At 38.4% G+C, this 18,253-nt stretch carries 9 protein-coding genes and 1 CRISPR repeat array (1 of these 10 running past the window's edge); all 9 genes read left to right on the top strand.

Features of this window, described 5'->3' with window-relative positions:
• Nucleotides 1-6,254: a CRISPR direct-repeat array (repeat unit 33 nt; unit sequence GTCGCTCTCCTCACGGAGAGCGTGGATTGAAAT) (it extends 2,487 nt beyond the left edge of the window).
• A gap of 452 nt (nucleotides 6,255-6,706) precedes the next feature.
• The 9 genes from ACLU24_RS11240 (at nucleotide 6,707) to ACLU24_RS11200 (ending at nucleotide 18,220) form a co-directional block, all read left to right on the top strand.
• Nucleotides 6,707-6,883: a hypothetical protein gene (locus ACLU24_RS11240; protein WP_412612707.1), complete on the top strand. Its 177-nt coding sequence runs from the start codon at nucleotides 6,707-6,709 to the stop codon at nucleotides 6,881-6,883.
• Between the two features lie 118 nt (nucleotides 6,884-7,001).
• Nucleotides 7,002-7,532, top strand: coding sequence for a hypothetical protein (locus ACLU24_RS11235; RefSeq protein ID WP_412612706.1), 531 nt, complete (start codon nucleotides 7,002-7,004; stop codon nucleotides 7,530-7,532).
• A 602-nt stretch (nucleotides 7,533-8,134) separates the two neighbouring features.
• The gene (locus tag ACLU24_RS11230) at nucleotides 8,135-8,320 is read left to right on the top strand and encodes a ferredoxin (RefSeq protein ID WP_412612704.1); all 186 of its coding nucleotides are present in this window, start codon (nucleotides 8,135-8,137) and stop codon (nucleotides 8,318-8,320) included.
• A gap of 13 nt (nucleotides 8,321-8,333) precedes the next feature.
• A complete protein-coding gene (gene hcp / locus ACLU24_RS11225) occupies nucleotides 8,334-9,899 on the top strand; it encodes a hydroxylamine reductase (RefSeq protein WP_412612703.1) in 1,566 nt (521 codons plus the stop codon).
• A 273-nt stretch (nucleotides 9,900-10,172) separates the two neighbouring features.
• Entirely contained in the window at nucleotides 10,173-10,469 is a 297-nt protein-coding gene (locus ACLU24_RS11220) for an STAS domain-containing protein (protein ID WP_412612702.1), read from the top strand.
• Nucleotides 10,470-10,479: 10 nt separating this feature from the next.
• The gene (locus tag ACLU24_RS11215; protein ID WP_412612700.1) at nucleotides 10,480-13,329 is read left to right on the top strand and encodes a SpoIIE family protein phosphatase; all 2,850 of its coding nucleotides are present in this window, start codon (nucleotides 10,480-10,482) and stop codon (nucleotides 13,327-13,329) included.
• Between the two features lie 12 nt (nucleotides 13,330-13,341).
• The gene (locus ACLU24_RS11210) at nucleotides 13,342-13,821 is read left to right on the top strand and encodes a hypothetical protein (protein WP_412612698.1); all 480 of its coding nucleotides are present in this window, start codon (nucleotides 13,342-13,344) and stop codon (nucleotides 13,819-13,821) included.
• A 10-nt stretch (nucleotides 13,822-13,831) separates the two neighbouring features.
• On the top strand, nucleotides 13,832-16,018 hold the full coding sequence (locus ACLU24_RS11205; RefSeq protein ID WP_412612696.1) for an NHLP family bacteriocin export ABC transporter peptidase/permease/ATPase subunit: 2,187 nt from the start codon (nucleotides 13,832-13,834) through the stop codon (nucleotides 16,016-16,018).
• A gap of 15 nt (nucleotides 16,019-16,033) precedes the next feature.
• Nucleotides 16,034-18,220 carry an NHLP bacteriocin export ABC transporter permease/ATPase subunit gene (locus ACLU24_RS11200; protein ID WP_412612695.1) on the top strand — a complete coding sequence of 729 codons (2,187 nt, stop codon included), beginning with the start codon at nucleotides 16,034-16,036 and terminating at the stop codon, nucleotides 18,218-18,220.
• Nucleotides 18,221-18,253: the final 33 nt, after the last annotated feature.

The following is an 18,253-nucleotide window of genomic DNA, read 5'->3' as shown; positions in this document are numbered from 1 at the left end:
TCAGGGTCAACAGTAAAACCGTCATAAGTCGCTCTCCTCACGGAGAGCGTGGATTGAAATCTCCGCAAATCAGCCTTTACTGTGCAAGGGCAAAGCCAGTCGCTCTCCTCACGGAGAGCGTGGATTGAAATAATGTTGTTAAAGGGCTTACAGACAGCCTCAACGCGTCGCTCTCCTCACGGAGAGCGTGGATTGAAATGTACTCGTCTAAACTCATATCTCCCAAGTACGCAGGTCGCTCTCCTCACGGAGAGCGTGGATTGAAATCTCCGCAAATCAGCCTTTACTGTGCAAGGGCAAAGCCAGTCGCTCTCCTCACGGAGAGCGTGGATTGAAATTTTGCGATTGCTTGTGATGCCGCGGGTGTTGCTTTTCCGTCGCTCTCCTCACGGAGAGCGTGGATTGAAATATACGCTAAGGGACACAGAAAATTTTTTTGAAAAAGTCGCTCTCCTCACGGAGAGCGTGGATTGAAATCGCATTGAGCCACGCAAGGGAACCACGCTAAAAAGTCGCTCTCCTCACGGAGAGCGTGGATTGAAATTTTTTGATAGTCATAACCTCAGACTTAGAAAGTTCAACAGTCGCTCTCCTCACGGAGAGCGTGGATTGAAATGCTATGAAAACTTAAAAGCATTTTAGGAGTTATTTGTCGCTCTCCTCACGGAGAGCGTGGATTGAAATCGTCATCTTGTTGCATATACTTAAAAGGTATATCAGTCGCTCTCCTCACGGAGAGCGTGGATTGAAATTAGGGGTGTTAAACGCCCTAAGGTTGCACTTGTAACACGTCGCTCTCCTCACGGAGAGCGTGGATTGAAATAATTTATATAAGGTCAGGGTCAAATAAACCTACAGTCGCTCTCCTCACGGAGAGCGTGGATTGAAATTGCAAACCTTAAAAGATTATTACAGGTTATATCTGTCGCTCTCCTCACGGAGAGCGTGGATTGAAATTATTACTTGCTGCGCTGTTTTTGATATACTAAAGTCGCTCTCCTCACGGAGAGCGTGGATTGAAATATCAATGCAGTTGGCATTTATTATGCCCCTCAGAGTCGCTCTCCTCACGGAGAGCGTGGATTGAAATACCGTCCGAGTGCAACTCAGGAATAAGCAAGAAGTCGCTCTCCTCACGGAGAGCGTGGATTGAAATAAATATAACAATCAGTATGCCATTAATGGCGTAGTGTCGCTCTCCTCACGGAGAGCGTGGATTGAAATGACACTTTAAAAATTGCACAAAATGTTCTATAATGTCGCTCTCCTCACGGAGAGCGTGGATTGAAATGAAGAAGCTGCAGGAATGCATTTTTATAAAAAAAGCGTCGCTCTCCTCACGGAGAGCGTGGATTGAAATGTTACAATAATCATCGCCAGGTTCAGTATACAAAGGTCGCTCTCCTCACGGAGAGCGTGGATTGAAATCAAAATCAACAACAGTTGACACCTGAACAAATTGAGTCGCTCTCCTCACGGAGAGCGTGGATTGAAATGTTGTTCTAGGGGTGTTAAGCGACCAAAGGTCGCGTCGCTCTCCTCACGGAGAGCGTGGATTGAAATAAAACTCATCGGAAAATTAGATATAACATTGCGACGTCGCTCTCCTCACGGAGAGCGTGGATTGAAATAGTATGATATATCTGGAATTGTAGGTCATTGCGGTGTCGCTCTCCTCACGGAGAGCGTGGATTGAAATACGAGGTTTGCAAAAAGCTGAAATAATAGCAAAAGGTCGCTCTCCTCACGGAGAGCGTGGATTGAAATATTGTATGTCAATGATATTTACCATTTCTCCCGCACGTCGCTCTCCTCACGGAGAGCGTGGATTGAAATAATCTGCTACTAATGACCTTATTACTTATGCCGTCGCGTCGCTCTCCTCACGGAGAGCGTGGATTGAAATCCGTTGCTCAAAAACGCAACCACCCCACGGAAACGTCGCTCTCCTCACGGAGAGCGTGGATTGAAATTTAATGCCTACGGCGTGCCTCAGAATCTAAAAGCAGTCGCTCTCCTCACGGAGAGCGTGGATTGAAATCCCTAGAGCGTAGCCCGTGGAAACCGTTGAAAACTCGTCGCTCTCCTCACGGAGAGCGTGGATTGAAATCACCAGTTCAAGGCTTTTGCAATCCATAAACCTATTGTCGCTCTCCTCACGGAGAGCGTGGATTGAAATGTAGAAATCGAATTAACACCGCTTGTTAAAGCGTTAGTCGCTCTCCTCACGGAGAGCGTGGATTGAAATTAAGGCTCGTTGTTATGACACAATGGCATTATTTGTCGCTCTCCTCACGGAGAGCGTGGATTGAAATTGCTATTGTAGTATCTGCTTCCGCGGCTGATGGTGTCGCTCTCCTCACGGAGAGCGTGGATTGAAATCTTTAAGCGTTAAAAAATTTTTTATAAAAAAGTGGTCGCTCTCCTCACGGAGAGCGTGGATTGAAATTGCTTATGTTGTTGGTCAATACATAAAATCGCAAAGGTCGCTCTCCTCACGGAGAGCGTGGATTGAAATTTATCTTAACAAAACCTTGTCCCCAAAGAGTACGCAAAGTCGCTCTCCTCACGGAGAGCGTGGATTGAAATCCCTTGCGTGGCATATGCGGTATTACTCAAAAACGTCGCTCTCCTCACGGAGAGCGTGGATTGAAATAAATTATGTCAATGAAGTAGTACCAATTCACCCCGCGTCGCTCTCCTCACGGAGAGCGTGGATTGAAATATTCGAATAAGCTTTATACGCTTGCACTCTCCAGTCGCTCTCCTCACGGAGAGCGTGGATTGAAATTAAAGTTGTAAAAGGTGTTTATGCTACTGTTGAATCGCTCTCCTCACGGAGAGCGTGGATTGAAATATAATATAAAATCTCCTTTTTTGTATTATATGACGTCGCTCTCCTCACGGAGAGCGTGGATTGAAATTAAAAGTGAGGATTGCAGTCCTCACTTTTTCTTTTGCGTCGCTCTCCTCACGGAGAGCGTGGATTGAAATAATCATTATCGTCATCATCTGACTGAAAATATTTGTCGCTCTCCTCACGGAGAGCGTGGATTGAAATACTCGTTCTTAGTACTGGGGAAGTGCGTGAGGTTGGTCGCTCTCCTCACGGAGAGCGTGGATTGAAATAAGTTGACTTGCAGGGTGTTTAGTGTTATAATATTCGTCGCTCTCCTCACGGAGAGCGTGGATTGAAATAATTCTGATGATATTAAAAATACAATCTTGCACGGTCGCTCTCCTCACGGAGAGCGTGGATTGAAATTCGTGGTATAGTATATCCTACGGTAACAACAATGGAGTCGCTCTCCTCACGGAGAGCGTGGATTGAAATATCTGAATATGGCATCCAATACACATCGCAATAATGTCGCTCTCCTCACGGAGAGCGTGGATTGAAATTGTCAGTGTTACTAATATTAGTAATCTTGCATTGGTCGCTCTCCTCACGGAGAGCGTGGATTGAAATACTTACCAGCAAGTAAACTAACGCATAAGTTTGTGTCGCTCTCCTCACGGAGAGCGTGGATTGAAATTGATATTCCAATAACATCAAAAATTTTAGAAAGGGTCGCTCTCCTCACGGAGAGCGTGGATTGAAATTACAACCTTTACCGCACATATTAACCATAATACCCGTCGCTCTCCTCACGGAGAGCGTGGATTGAAATAAAGGTGGTGATTATAAATGAACAAGCTACAAACAGTCGCTCTCCTCACGGAGAGCGTGGATTGAAATCGTCAACCGATTACAATGATGAGGTCGACGGCGATGTCGCTCTCCTCACGGAGAGCGTGGATTGAAATGCTAAAAAAGTCTTTAACTCGTTGATTTGCATTATGTCGCTCTCCTCACGGAGAGCGTGGATTGAAATGGTATCTGCGGCGAAAGCCGAAACACAAGACATACAGTCGCTCTCCTCACGGAGAGCGTGGATTGAAATATAACCTTTTTTACTCCACAATCGCCAAAAATCATCGTCGCTCTCCTCACGGAGAGCGTGGATTGAAATCAGTATTTTTACAAAATTTATAAATGCCAGATGGGTCGCTCTCCTCACGGAGAGCGTGGATTGAAATTGAATACATTTTATCATCTCCTTTGCTTGCATTTTAGTCGCTCTCCTCACGGAGAGCGTGGATTGAAATGGTGTTGGCATTATAGCTGGTTGTTTAATTTCACAGTCGCTCTCCTCACGGAGAGCGTGGATTGAAATTTGAATATTATGGAAAACTTAGTTTATATTGTGAGGTCGCTCTCCTCACGGAGAGCGTGGATTGAAATATCTGATAAACCTAGTATATAATCTGCTGATACATGTCGCTCTCCTCACGGAGAGCGTGGATTGAAATTTTACCGGCTGAAATAGATTTGTATTTAAAAGACTGTCGCTCTCCTCACGGAGAGCGTGGATTGAAATTAACAGAGGGGTAGAGAATACATATACAAAGGAGGTCGCTCTCCTCACGGAGAGCGTGGATTGAAATTCATTTGCGTTTGTTTAAGCAGAGTGATAATATTCCCGTCGCTCTCCTCACGGAGAGCGTGGATTGAAATATCAACATTATCAAAGTCGTAAACAACGAACAAATGTCGCTCTCCTCACGGAGAGCGTGGATTGAAATGCCTGCGGTTGCGTTTTTGAGCTACCGCAGGCGGAGTCGCTCTCCTCACGGAGAGCGTGGATTGAAATGATTTTGTAAAGCACTGTTTTCCGTTGGAGATTGTCGCTCTCCTCACGGAGAGCGTGGATTGAAATAAAATTAGATAAAACAATTAGAAAAGAGGTATTAAAGTCGCTCTCCTCACGGAGAGCGTGGATTGAAATATATCATCATACCTCAGATTTTCTAATCTGTCAATGTCGCTCTCCTCACGGAGAGCGTGGATTGAAATTTATTCTGATGATATTAAAAATACAATCTTGCACGGTCGCTCTCCTCACGGAGAGCGTGGATTGAAATTCGTGGTATAGTATATCCTACGGTAACAACAATGGAGTCGCTCTCCTCACGGAGAGCGTGGATTGAAATATCTGAATATGGCATCCAATACACATCGCAATAATGTCGCTCTCCTCACGGAGAGCGTGGATTGAAATTGTCAGTGTTACTAATATTAGTAATCTTGCATTGGTCGCTCTCCTCACGGAGAGCGTGGATTGAAATACTTACCAGCAAGTAAACTAACGCATAAGTTTGTGTCGCTCTCCTCACGGAGAGCGTGGATTGAAATTGATATTCCAATAACATCAAAAATTTTAGAAAGGGTCGCTCTCCTCACGGAGAGCGTGGATTGAAATTGATATTCCAATAACATCAAAAATTTTAGAAAGGGTCGCTCTCCTCACGGAGAGCGTGGATTGAAATTACAACCTTTACCGCACATATTAACCATAATACCCGTCGCTCTCCTCACGGAGAGCGTGGATTGAAATAAAGGTGGTGATTATAAATGAACAAGCTACAAACAGTCGCTCTCCTCACGGAGAGCGTGGATTGAAATCGTCAACCGATTACAATGATGAGGTCGACGGCGATGTCGCTCTCCTCACGGAGAGCGTGGATTGAAATAATAATGGAAATTTAGGGGAAAACGCACGGTTTTCCCCGTCGCTCTCCTCACGGAGAGCGTGGATTGAAATTCTTAAATCTCTTAATCTCTTGTAATAGTAACCCAGTCGCTCTCCTCACGGAGAGCGTGGATTGAAATAGTAAACCGTGCTACGCATTTTTTAAAATTTTTTTCGTCGCTCTCCTCACGGAGAGCGTGGATTGAAATAATCCATTGGATATGGTCTTCATCTAAAATACTTCGTCGCTCTCCTCACGGAGAGCGTGGATTGAAATATTGTATGTCAATGATATTTACCATTTCTCCCGCGTCGCTCTCCTCACGGAGAGCGTGGATTGAAATTCTCTTGAAGATTATATTACCGTCGAGAATGTAAGTCGCTCTCCTCACGGAGAGCGTGGATTGAAATGTGTAACATTTCCCATTTCCGTATAATCAACAAGTGTCGCTCTCCTCACGGAGAGCGTGGATTGAAATAAGAAAAAAACACCACGGTGCAGTGGGGCCCCCAGTCGCTCTCCTCACGGAGAGCGTGGATTGAAATTTTTCGCAACTCAAGACTGCTACGCACTTTTTTATGTCGCTCTCCTCACGGAGAGCGTGGATTGAAATTGCATTTGTAATCGTGCTGGCCATTGCAGATAAAGTCGCTCTCCTCACGGAGAGCGTGGGTTGAAATAACAGAGAAAAAAACTCTCCAAATTATATCTCGTTATTTTGACAAGTACAGAAATAGATATAATGTTTACAATAATGTAAATGGTGATGAAGACGAATGGACATATGCAAATGAAAATAACGACCTTGACCTCGTGGTTGATTGGAAAAACCCAGTTGAAATTTATGTCGATTTCAATTTTTGGAGTGAAAATGAAGAAATCGAGGAATATTTAAAAGAAAAGTATGGCAAACAAATTGAACAGAATACAGATTTACTAAAAAAGGAAGAATAATAAAAATATATAGAAATGAAGAATTAGAGTTATGTTTTGATATAGAAATATAAGTAAACTATTTATTTTCTAAAACTGTTTAAATTTATATTGAAAAAGTCTTGAATTAATAGAAAAATTATTTGGATTTATTATAGTAAAAAATAATTATAAAGAATTTAATAATGGAGGTATACTAATGCCAGTTTTAATTTTACTTGGTATCTTTTTAATTTGTGGTATAATAGATTTGCATAAAACTTGTAAAAAAAATGTACATTCACATTCTCGTGATGAAGTAGAACAAATGCTCAGTAAGATGGTTGGCAAATCAAAACGAGAGACAAGACATATTGTTAAGTATTATAGGAAGTAATTGTAAAGCAAATATCTAACTACTTTTAAAAATACTTGATAATTAGAACAAAATATGTTACAATATAAGTAACTTAAAGAATAAGCAATAATATATTTCAATTTAAAAGGAAAGAATTATGTTAATCAATCAGAATATGGATATAGATACTAATACAAAACATGATATTAAAGTTATTGATGGGGTAACACATGTTTTTATTATTAATGAAATTGTGGTCAATAATAATGACTTTGAGCAACGTGTTAAGGTTGCAACTATTCTTTCAAATATGACTCTTGGAGATGTTGCAAAACAATTTGGTGTTACACAAGCAACTTTTTCTACCAGGTGTAAAACTGGTAAAATGAATTTTATTGAACAGCGTAAAGTTGCAGAGATTTTGGGCTGTACTTCGGTTATAAAGTTTATATTCGATGATGGTTCAGTATTTGAAGGACATACGGTTAAACAACTTGTAATGGATGCTTGTGCCCATGTCAACATAACTCAGATGGAACTTGGAAAGCGTCTTGGAAAGTCCAGACAGAGCTTTAACGATAAATTAAATAAAGGACGATTTACCGATGACGAAATCAGAAATATTGCAAGTAAAATTGGTTGCACATATTATAACTACTTTGAAATGGAGGACGGCACTCAGATTTGAGAGTTTGTTTCTCTTTGATCGTAAGCTAAAATTAAAAATATTTTGTCGTTCTCCTCACGGAGAGCGTGGATTGAAATATTGACTTATTGAAAGGTTTATATTATAATATAGGTGGCTTTGAGGGAAGCTCTTAACTTCTCTCTCCACCTTTTTGGTTATCCGTTGATAATCTTTATCAAGATTAAAATCCAACCAACTAAGGATACAATCTTGATGACGAGTTTTTCAAGTTTCTCAACTAACTTGATTAACTCGTCAATTTTTTTTGCCTTACATTTTCTTCACCTCCTCTCTATGTTCATATTATAGCACGAAAGTCGTTCTCCTCACGGAAGATGTGTATTAAAATGCAGAATCAGCCTTGTTTTTAAAGCTAAGGCTATTGCATCTTCCTTATTTATAAGAACTAATCTGAAAAAGATTGGTTCTTATTTTTTATGTGAAAACCTATTGGCAAATGAGTAATCAGATATTTTTACTTTGTGAATTGTTTAAAGAATAATTTAAAAATATTGGAAGTATTAAAAATAATAATTAGGTAAATAATAGAATTGGTGGTAAAAAATCTAATAAAATGTGTTTAATTGATTTGAGGTGTATTTATGAATGCAAAAGTAAACGAAGATTGTATTGGTTGTGGATTGTGCAACAGCATTTGTCCCGAAGTTTTTAGTATGACTGATGAAGGCGTTGCAACGGCTCGCTCTGATATTCCTGAGAAGCAAGATGAATTAGTACAAGAAGCGGCTGATAACTGTCCTGTAGATGCAATTGAAGTAGAGTGTTAATTGGAGGTAACAAATGAAAGATATGTTTTGTTTTCAATGTCAGCAGACTGCACACAATATAGCCTGTGAGGGTAAAGCTGGAGTTTGTGGTAAAAAATCTGATACTGCAAATTATCAGGATGAGCTTGTAGGTGCGCTTATCGGACTTGCAAGAGCTGCAAAAAGCGGTAATCCGACAGCTCATACAGACGAATTGATATTAAAAGGACTTTTTACCACAATCACAAATGTTAATTTCAACAATGTGACAATCAAGCAAATAAAGACCGAAATCGAAAAGGAAAAGGGCAGAATTAACAGTGAAAAATTTGAAGATTACGATATGAAGAATATCTGGGATGACCATGAAGATATTCGTTCGCTTAAATCGCTGATACTGTTCGGCATAAAAGGAATGGCGGCTTACGCTTACCATGCATTAGCTCTGGGCAAAAGCGAAAGTGAAATCAACAGTTTCTTCTATGAAGCTCTATATACTCTGGGAGAAAAGAAAAATCCAGACGAATTGCTTGAAATTGTTTTAAAAACGGGAGAAGTTAATCTAAAATGTATGGCGTTGCTTGATGAAGCAAATACAGGAGCATATGGGAATCCTGTGCCGACAGAAGTTCCTCTTACTATAGAAAAAGGCCCGTTTATCGTTGTAAGCGGTCACGATTTGCACGATTTAAAACTGTTGCTTGAGCAGACCGAGGGCAAGGGAATAAATATTTACACCCATAGCGAAATGCTGCCTGCTCACGGCTATCCCGAACTGAAAAAATATCCGCATCTCAAGGGTAATTTCGGTACAGGATGGCAAAATCAACAATCGGAATTTCATAATATTCCTGCACCGATTTTGTTCACTACAAACTGTTTGATGCCGGTGAGAGAAAGTTATAAGGACAGAGTTTTCACCACTTCCGTTGTATCTTATCCTGAGTTGGTTCATATCGGAGAGGATAAGGATTTTACACCCGTTATACAAAAAGCTATTGAGTGCGGCGGTTATGACGAAGATAAAGAAATGAGAGGAATGAATGGTGGCAAAACGGTAATAACGGGCTTTGCACACAATGCTGTACTATCCAATGCCGAAAAAATAGTTGACCTTGTTAAGCAGGGAAAAATCAAACATTTCTTCCTTATAGGTGGTTGTGATGGAGCATCTTACAGCAGAAGCTACTACACCGACTTTGCAAAGCTCACATCGCCTGATACGATTATTTTAACTCTTGCCTGCGGAAAATATCGTATTAACGATTTGGATTTGGGTGACATTGATGGGATACCGAGAATACTCGACTGCGGACAATGCAATGACGCATACAGTGCGATAAAAATTGCATTAGCTCTTTCTGATGCTTTTAACTGCGGGGTCAACGATTTGCCGCTAACCCTTGTACTTTCATGGTACGAACAGAAGGCGGTTTGCATTTTGCTTACACTTTTATATCTTGGTATAAAAAATATTTATCTCGGACCTACGCTCCCTGCATTTGTTTCCAAAGGAGTTTTGGATATTTTGATAGAAAAATTTAATCTGACTCCTATTGATAAACCACAGGAAGATTATGAGAAAATTATGAACGGATAGCATTTATAATCATAATGCTTGTTAGAAAAAGCATAAAACAAAAAATATTTATTAACAATAAAGCAATTAACAGTTTTTGTTGATTGCTTTTTAAATATATAATATTTATTTAAGATTTATAATTTTAAAATGTTGTAATAGAAATAATAATTATATCATATATAAAATATTTAGTAAATGAGAAACTGCCTGCTTTTTTCTTGCTTATACCTTTTTGGAATGATATAATTAATTTAAATTTTATATAAAAATTGCCATAAAGGAGATTAATGTATGGAAATAACGGCTTGTAAAAATGAGGATACTCTTACACTTACTGTTAAAGGGAGATTGGATACTATAACTGCACCTAAGCTTGAAAGTGAACTGAAAAATTCTATTTCGTCTGTAAAAGAATTGATTTTTGATTTTTCAGAATTGGAATATATTTCTTCCGCAGGTCTTCGTGTGCTTCTTTCTGCTCAAAAACTTATGAATAAACAGGGAAGTATGCTTCTTAAAAATGTATGCGATGATGTTATGGAAATTTTTCAAATCACAGGATTTGTAGATATATTGAATATTGAATGAGGAAATATCTATGGTACAGTTAAGATTATTTCTGACAGGTCTTTGTCCGGTTATATTATCTGTTATACTTTATATAATAAACAAAAGAACTGCTTTTGAAAAATTAAAGGAATGGAAAAAACAGCTTATATATGGTCTTGCATTTGGTGGACTTGCTATTTTAGGAACAGAATGTGGTGTTCCTGTAGATGGTGCTACTATGAATGTAAGAGATGCGTCGCCAATTTGTGCCGGAATTATTTTTGGAGCTCCTGCCGGAATTATTTCTGCTCTTATAGGCGGCGTGGAAAGATATTTAGCTACATATTGGGGAGCCGGCGAGTATACACAGATTGCCTGTTCATTATCGACTATTTTTGCAGGACTTATAGCGGCTTTACTTCGTAAGTATATGTTTGATAACAAGAAACCGGCTTGGTATTATGGTCTTGCAGTTGGTATGGTTATTGAAGTTCTTCATATGCTGATGATATTCATAACCAATATGAATGACGTAAATACTGCTTTTACATATGTAGAAAATTGTTCTGCAAAGATGATTATCTTCAATGGTGCTTCTGTAATGTTAGCAGTTATGGCTGTTTCAATAATCGGGAAAATCGGCAGTGAAAAGAAAAATTCCGAACGGAAATATATAAATCTCGCACAGATGTTTCAACGCTGGCTTTTGGTTTGCGTAGTAGTAGCCTTTATTGTTACTGTGTTTTTTAGCTTTATTTTGCAGACGGGACTTGCTATAAATACTGCGTCATCAACACTTAGGTTATATACAGAAGATGTTCGCTCCGATATAAAAGACGCTTCTGACGAAAATCTTATTAAGATTACAAGAAGTATAAAAGTTAAGCTTGATAATGTTGATAGCTATAATGAAAAATTTCTTGAAGAACTTCTTAAACTGTATAATGTTTCCGAGATAAATATTGTAGATGAAAATGGAATCATTATATGTACCACAAATCCTGATTTCGACGGCTTCGATATGTCAAAGGGTTCACAATCGAGCGAATTCTTAGCTTTGTTAGATGATAAAGATGAGATGGTCCAAAAATATCAGCCGACAAGCTATAAGTCGTCTACTTCGATGAAATATGCAGGAATTAAACTTTCCAAAGGTGGCTTTTTACAGGTTGGATATGACTTTGAAAAGTTTCAAGCGGATATAGATGATATTGTTATCGGACTTACAAGAAATCGCCACATTGGAGAAAAGGGATATATTATCATAGCCGACGAAGATTTTAAGATAGTTAGTGACCCTAACGGCAACGAAGGTGAAAAGCTAAGCGTTACAGGAATGTGGCTACAAATGGATAATGAGGACTATAAACCTGAGAATGGTGAAATTGAAGATGAGGGACAACTCATTTACGAGGAAGTTTATGGTCAGAGCTGTTATTGTATGTATAGAATGGCGGAAGGTTACTACATAATAGGCATTATTCCTGAAAGTGAGGTTGTTTTTAGCCGTAATGTGTCAGTCTATGTGACGATATTTATGGAGATAGTAATTTTTGCAGTATTATTTGCATTGATTTATTTTCTGATTAAAAAACTTGTTGTTGAAAACATTCAAAAGATAAATGATGCTCTCGGAAAAATTACTGGCGGTAATCTCAATGTTTATGTAGATGTGCGTACAAATGAAGAATTTGTTTCGCTTTCTGACGATATAAATTCTACGGTCTTAACCCTTAAAGGCTATATAGCTGAGGCTGCAGCACGAATAGATAAAGAACTCGAATTTGCAAAAACTATTCAATCATCTGCTTTGCCTTGCGTATTTCCGCCATATCCTGAAAGAACAGATTTCGATATATATGCTTCTATGGTACCTGCCAAAGAAGTTGGCGGAGATTTCTACGATTTTTATTTGATTGACGAAAACCATCTTGCTTTCCTTATTGCCGATGTATCGGGCAAGGGAATTTCTGCGGCTATGTTTATGATGAAAGCAAAAACTCTTATAAAAAGCTACGCTGACAGAGAAAAAGATGTTGCTCAAATTCTTACTCGTGCAAATAATGAGCTTTGTGAGGGCAATGACGCTGATATGTTCGTTACTTGCTGGATGGGTATTATTGATTTCAGAACTAATATTGTAAGCTTTGCTAATGCAGGACACAACGCTCCCCTTATAAGACACAAAGACGGCAGTTTTGAATATCTGAAAGTACGCTCGGGCTTTGTCCTTGCTGCTATGGAAGATATAAAATACCATAAGGGTGAATTTGAACTTTTGCCAGGTGATGAAATCTTCCTATATACCGATGGTGTAACTGAAGCAATAAACTCTGATAAAGAATTTTATGGAGATGCAAGGCTTGAAAAATATCTTAATACTTTAGGTGATATTGAAGCGGAAAAAATCTGCAAAAATGTCAAAGCGGATATAGATAGCTTTGTGGGTGATGCACCTCAGTTTGATGATATTACTATGCTTTGCCTGAAAATTATGCCTAAGAATATTATAAGAGTAAAGCCTTCACTTGATACAATGCAAGATGTTATTGATTTTGTTGAGAATATACTTGAATCTGCCGATGTGCCTAAAAAAGTTATTTATAAGATGAATATAGCCATAGATGAAGTATATTCAAATATTATCCGTTATAGTGGAGCGGACGATGCGTCTGTTGAGTGTTCTCTCGCAAACGGAAAAATTACATTGACCTTTATTGATAACGGCAGTCCTTACAATCCTCTTGAAAATAAAGACCCTGATACAAGCCTTTCGGCAGAGGAAAGGGAAATCGGCGGACTTGGTATTTTTATGGTTAAAAAAACTATGGACGATATAAAGTATAGTTTTGAAGATGAGCGAAATATTTTAGTTCTGCAAAAGGATTATTTGGCTTGATGGAGGCAGACAATGAAACAAAATATATTCAGAAAGACAAGTATCGAAAGAGTAAATTCGCCTGAACAGCTCAATGAATATGTCAGAGTTGTCAGGCCGAGCGTTTGGCTTACTTTGATAGCGATTATAATTTTACTTATCGGTGTGCTTATATGGGGCATTTTCGGAAAGATTGAAACTAATGTGGATACTTGTGTTGTCGCAGAAAAGGGCAAACTGATTTGCTATTTGTCTGTTAAAGATGCAGAACAGGTTGAGGCCGGTATGGATATAAATATTGAAGGTCGTAAGGGAAAGATAAAATCTGTTTCTGAGTTTCCTATAAAAGTAGATGAAAGCATAGATGACTATGCTCTGTTTATTGGCGGTTTTTCTAAGGGCGATTTTTGTTATACAGCAGAGATTGAGGCTGATGATATTACAGAGGACGGAACATATGATGCGGATATAAGGGTTAATAATATTAGCCCTATCAGCTTTATTATTAAATAGAGGTGCTTAGATGAGTAAATTAAAGAAATTACCAAAAGCACCTGTTACTAAAGGTGTTGCAAAAGTGCCGGTGGTTATACAGCTTGAGGCCTTAGAGTGTGGAGCGGCATCGTTGACTATGATTCTTGCTTACTATGGAAAGTGGGTACCGCTTGAAAGAGTGCGTGCGGATTGTGGTGTATCTCGTGACGGTTCAAATGCAAAAAATATATTCAAGGCTGCTCAAAGTTATGGTATGGATGTTAAAGCATATCGTTTTGAACCTGACGCACTTAGAAAAAATGGAAAGTTCCCTTGTATCATTCACTGGAATTTTAACCATTTTGTTGTTCTGTGTGGTTTTAGAGGAAATAAGGCTGTTATAAATGACCCCGCAAAGGGAAATTATACTGTTTCTATGGAGCATTTCGATAAGACTTTTACGGGCATATGTCTTATATTTAGCCCTGATGAAAGCTTTAAGCCTGAGGGCAAACCTAAAAGTATATTTTCATTTGCCAGAAAAAAACTTATAGGAACAGGTTCGGAATTTTCTCTTGTTGTAATCACTACGATTATAACTTCATTGATTGGAATAATAACGCCGGCTTTTTCTAATTTTTTTGCAGATTATCTTCTTTTAGGCTATAATCCGGAGTGGCTTATGCCTTTTATATGGGGAGTTTCAGGACTTGCTATTATACAAATAATAGTTGAAATAATAAAAGCTGTATATTCGTTAAAAGCAAATGGAAAGATAGCTATTGTTGCAAATAGCGAATATATCTGGCATGTATTGCGTTTGCCGATGGAATTTTTCTCGCAAAGAATGGCAGGAGATATTTCAGAAAGAAAATCTCAGAATGCCACCATCGCAGGAACATTGATTTCTACATTTGCTCCGCTTGTTATTCAGTTTTTTATGATGATTTTCTATCTATTTGTTATGCTGAAATATAGCTGGATTTTATCGTGTATAGGTATTCTTTCTATAGTTATAAATGTATTTGTTTCGAGATATATCTCTAAAAAGCGTATAAATCTTACTCGTGTTACAAGCCGTGATAGCGGAAAACTTTCGGGTGCTACCGTTGCAGGAATAGAAATGATAGAATCTATAAAAGCTTCCGGTGCAGAAAATGGTTTTTTTGAAAAGTGGTCGGGGTATCAGGCGAGCGTTAATTCGGGAACGGCTAAATTTACAAAGCTTAATGCCTATCTTGGAATAATACCTTCTGTTGTATCTGTATTGACAAACGCAGTAGTGTTTATGGGAAGTGTTTATCTCTTTACAAAAGGCTTATGGACTGTTGGTATGATTACTGCATTTTCGGGCTTTTTAAGCTCATTTTTATCGCCGGCTATGCAGTTTGTTTCAGCGTCACAAACACTTCAAGAGATGAGAACATCTATGGAGCGAATAGACGACGTTATGAAATATCCAACTGATATTGAATATTCTGATAAGGATTTATCGGAGGATATGGAATTTTCTAAGTTAACGGGAAAAATTGAGCTGAAAAATGTAACTTTCGGATACTCAAGACTTGAAGAACCGCTTATAAAAGATTTTTCTATGACAATAGAACCCGGAGAGCATGTAGCCTTTGTGGGTCCGTCAGGTTGTGGAAAATCAACGCTTTCAAAATTGATTTCAGGTTTATATAAACCGTGGTCGGGAGAGATATTGTTTGACGGAAAACCGATTTCTCAGATTAACCGCAGTGTATTTACAGGTTCTCTTTCTGTTGTTGACCAAGATATAATTCTGTTTGAGGATACAATAGCTAATAATATAAAAATGTGGGATAGCTCGATTGAGGATTTTGAAATGATTCTTGCGGCTCGTGACGCACAAATTCACGATGATATTATGCAGCGTGATGGTGGCTACCAGTATCGACTTATAGAAGGCGGTATGGATTTATCAGGCGGGCAGAGACAAAGGCTTGAAATTGCAAGAGTTCTTGCAGAAGACCCTACGATTATAATTATGGACGAAGCGACCTCTGCTCTCGATGCTAAGACAGAATATAATGTCGTAAAGTCTATTGAGGACAGAGGAATTACTTGCATAATCGTTGCACACAGACTTTCTACAATTCGAGATTGCGATGAAATTATCGTACTTGATAGGGGAAAGGTTATCGAGAGAGGAACTCATGATGAGCTTTATTCTAATAATGGTGCTTATGCAAGGCTTGTATCTAATGAGTAAAGGAGGTGCTTCTGATTGGGTTGGTTTGATGAACAGATAAGAGAAAGAATAGAACATGATAACGAAATATTCAGCAAATCTATGGCGGATATGGCTGGCGTTGTTATGGGCGAAAAGGTTTATAAGACTCTTAATAACGAAAGAATACTCGCTAAAAATGCCATAGATGAAATTCTGAAATTTTATAATATAAAATCGAAGGAATTGCCCGATAGCATAAAGAATCTGAATGACCAGCTTGAATATCTTATGCGTCCTTCTGGAATTATGCGTAGAATGGTAAATTTAGAGGGAACTTGGTATAAAGATTCTATCGGTGCAATGATTGGTTTCAGAAAAGACGATGGAACAGCAGTTGCGCTTATCCCGAATAAGACATCGGGTTATAGTTTTTTTGATTCAAAGCTTGGTAAGCGTATAAAGGTCAATAGAAAAAATGCAAAGCTTATCAAAACTGAAGCCATATGTTTTTATAAACCTTTTCCGCTTAAAGAAATCGGAATAAAGGATTTATTGGCTTATATATTACATACACTTTCTGTATCTGATATAGTTTATGTTATATTTGCGGCGTTAGCTGCAACATTTATGGGTTTACTTATTACTAAAATAAATAAGCTGATTTATAGCTATATTATAGAAACCAATAGTGAAGTTATACTTATTGCTATTTTTAGTTTTTTGCTTTGCGTTATGATTTCACAGACATTATTTAATGTTTTACAGTCGCTTATAATAAGTAGAATTTCAAATAAGATGAATACGCAGGTTCAGGCGGCAGGTATGATGAGATTACTTTCTTTGCCACCGAATTTCTTTAAAAAATATTCGGCGGGTGATTTATCGGAGAGGGTGTCTTATATTGGTTCGCTTTGCACTATGCTTACGGATTCTGTTATGACGGCGGGACTTACATCAATATTCTCTCTTGTTTATATAACTCAGATGGCTGAGTATGGCCCTGAACTTGTAATTCCCGGTTTATTGGTAATATTGATTACAGTTGCTTTCTCGATAATTACTACATTTATGCAGATGAAAATTCTACGCAGACGAATGGAGGCTTCGGCTAAAGAATCAGGTCTTAATTATTCATTAGTTACAGGGGTACAGAAAATTAAGCTTGCCGGTGCAGAAAAGAGAGCTTTTGCAAAATGGGCAAATACTTATAAAGAAGTTGCGAAGCTTACATATGACCCACCTATGTTGTTGAAATTTTCGTCAGTTGTTTCAACAGCTATTTCACTCATAGGAACGATAGTTATATATTATTTTACGATTACTACAAATGTCAGCTTATCTGATTATTATGCTTTTAATTCCGCTTATGGAATGGTTATGGGTGCGTTTTCAACCTTAGTATCAATGGCTGCAAGCTTTGCACAGATTAAGCCTATGATGGAAATGATTAAGCCTATTTTACAGACCGTACCTGAAATTTCAGAAAATAAGCAGGTTGTTACCAAACTTTCGGGAGGCATTGAACTTAATAATATTTCGTTCAGATATAATGAGCGTATGCCCATGGTTATAGATAATCTTTCACTTAAAATCCGTCCGGGACAGTATGTTGCAATAGTTGGTAAAACAGGCTGCGGAAAATCAACTCTTATGAGGTTGATGCTTGGTTTTGAAACTCCGCAAAAAGGTGCGATTTATTTTGATAACAAGGATATTTCTACGCTCGACCTTAAATCTTTGCGTCACCATATCGGAACAGTTATGCAAAATAGCAAACTCTTTCAGGGTGATATTTATTCAAATATTACGATTTCCGCCCCTTGGCTGACTCTTGATGATGCCTGGCAGGCGGCTGAAATGTCGGGCATTGCAGAAGATATACGCAATATGCCTATGGAAATGCACACCGTTATTTCTGAGGGGAGCGGTGGCATTTCAGGAGGTCAAAAGCAAAGACTTATAATTGCTCGTGCAATTGCGCCTAAACCCAAAGTTCTTATGTTTGATGAGGCAACTTCGGCACTTGATAACATTACTCAAAAAATCGTTTCTGATTCGCTTAATTCCCTTAAATGCACAAGAATAGTAATTGCACACAGACTTTCTACTATCAAGCAGTGCGATAGAATTATTGTTCTTGATGAAGGAAAGATTATCGAAGACGGAAAGTATGACGAACTTATAGAGAAAAATGGCTTTTTTGCAGAACTTGTTGCAAGACAAAGGTTAGATGATAAGTAAAGTAATAAATGTTTATATAGAAATCTCTAAATT

This window comes from Pseudoruminococcus sp., from assembly GCF_047012705.1.
Classification (GTDB): Bacteria; Bacillota; Clostridia; order Oscillospirales; family Acutalibacteraceae; genus Pseudoruminococcus.
The sequence above is the reverse complement of the archived record's forward strand: the minus strand, read 5'-3'. Positions and strand labels throughout refer to the sequence as shown.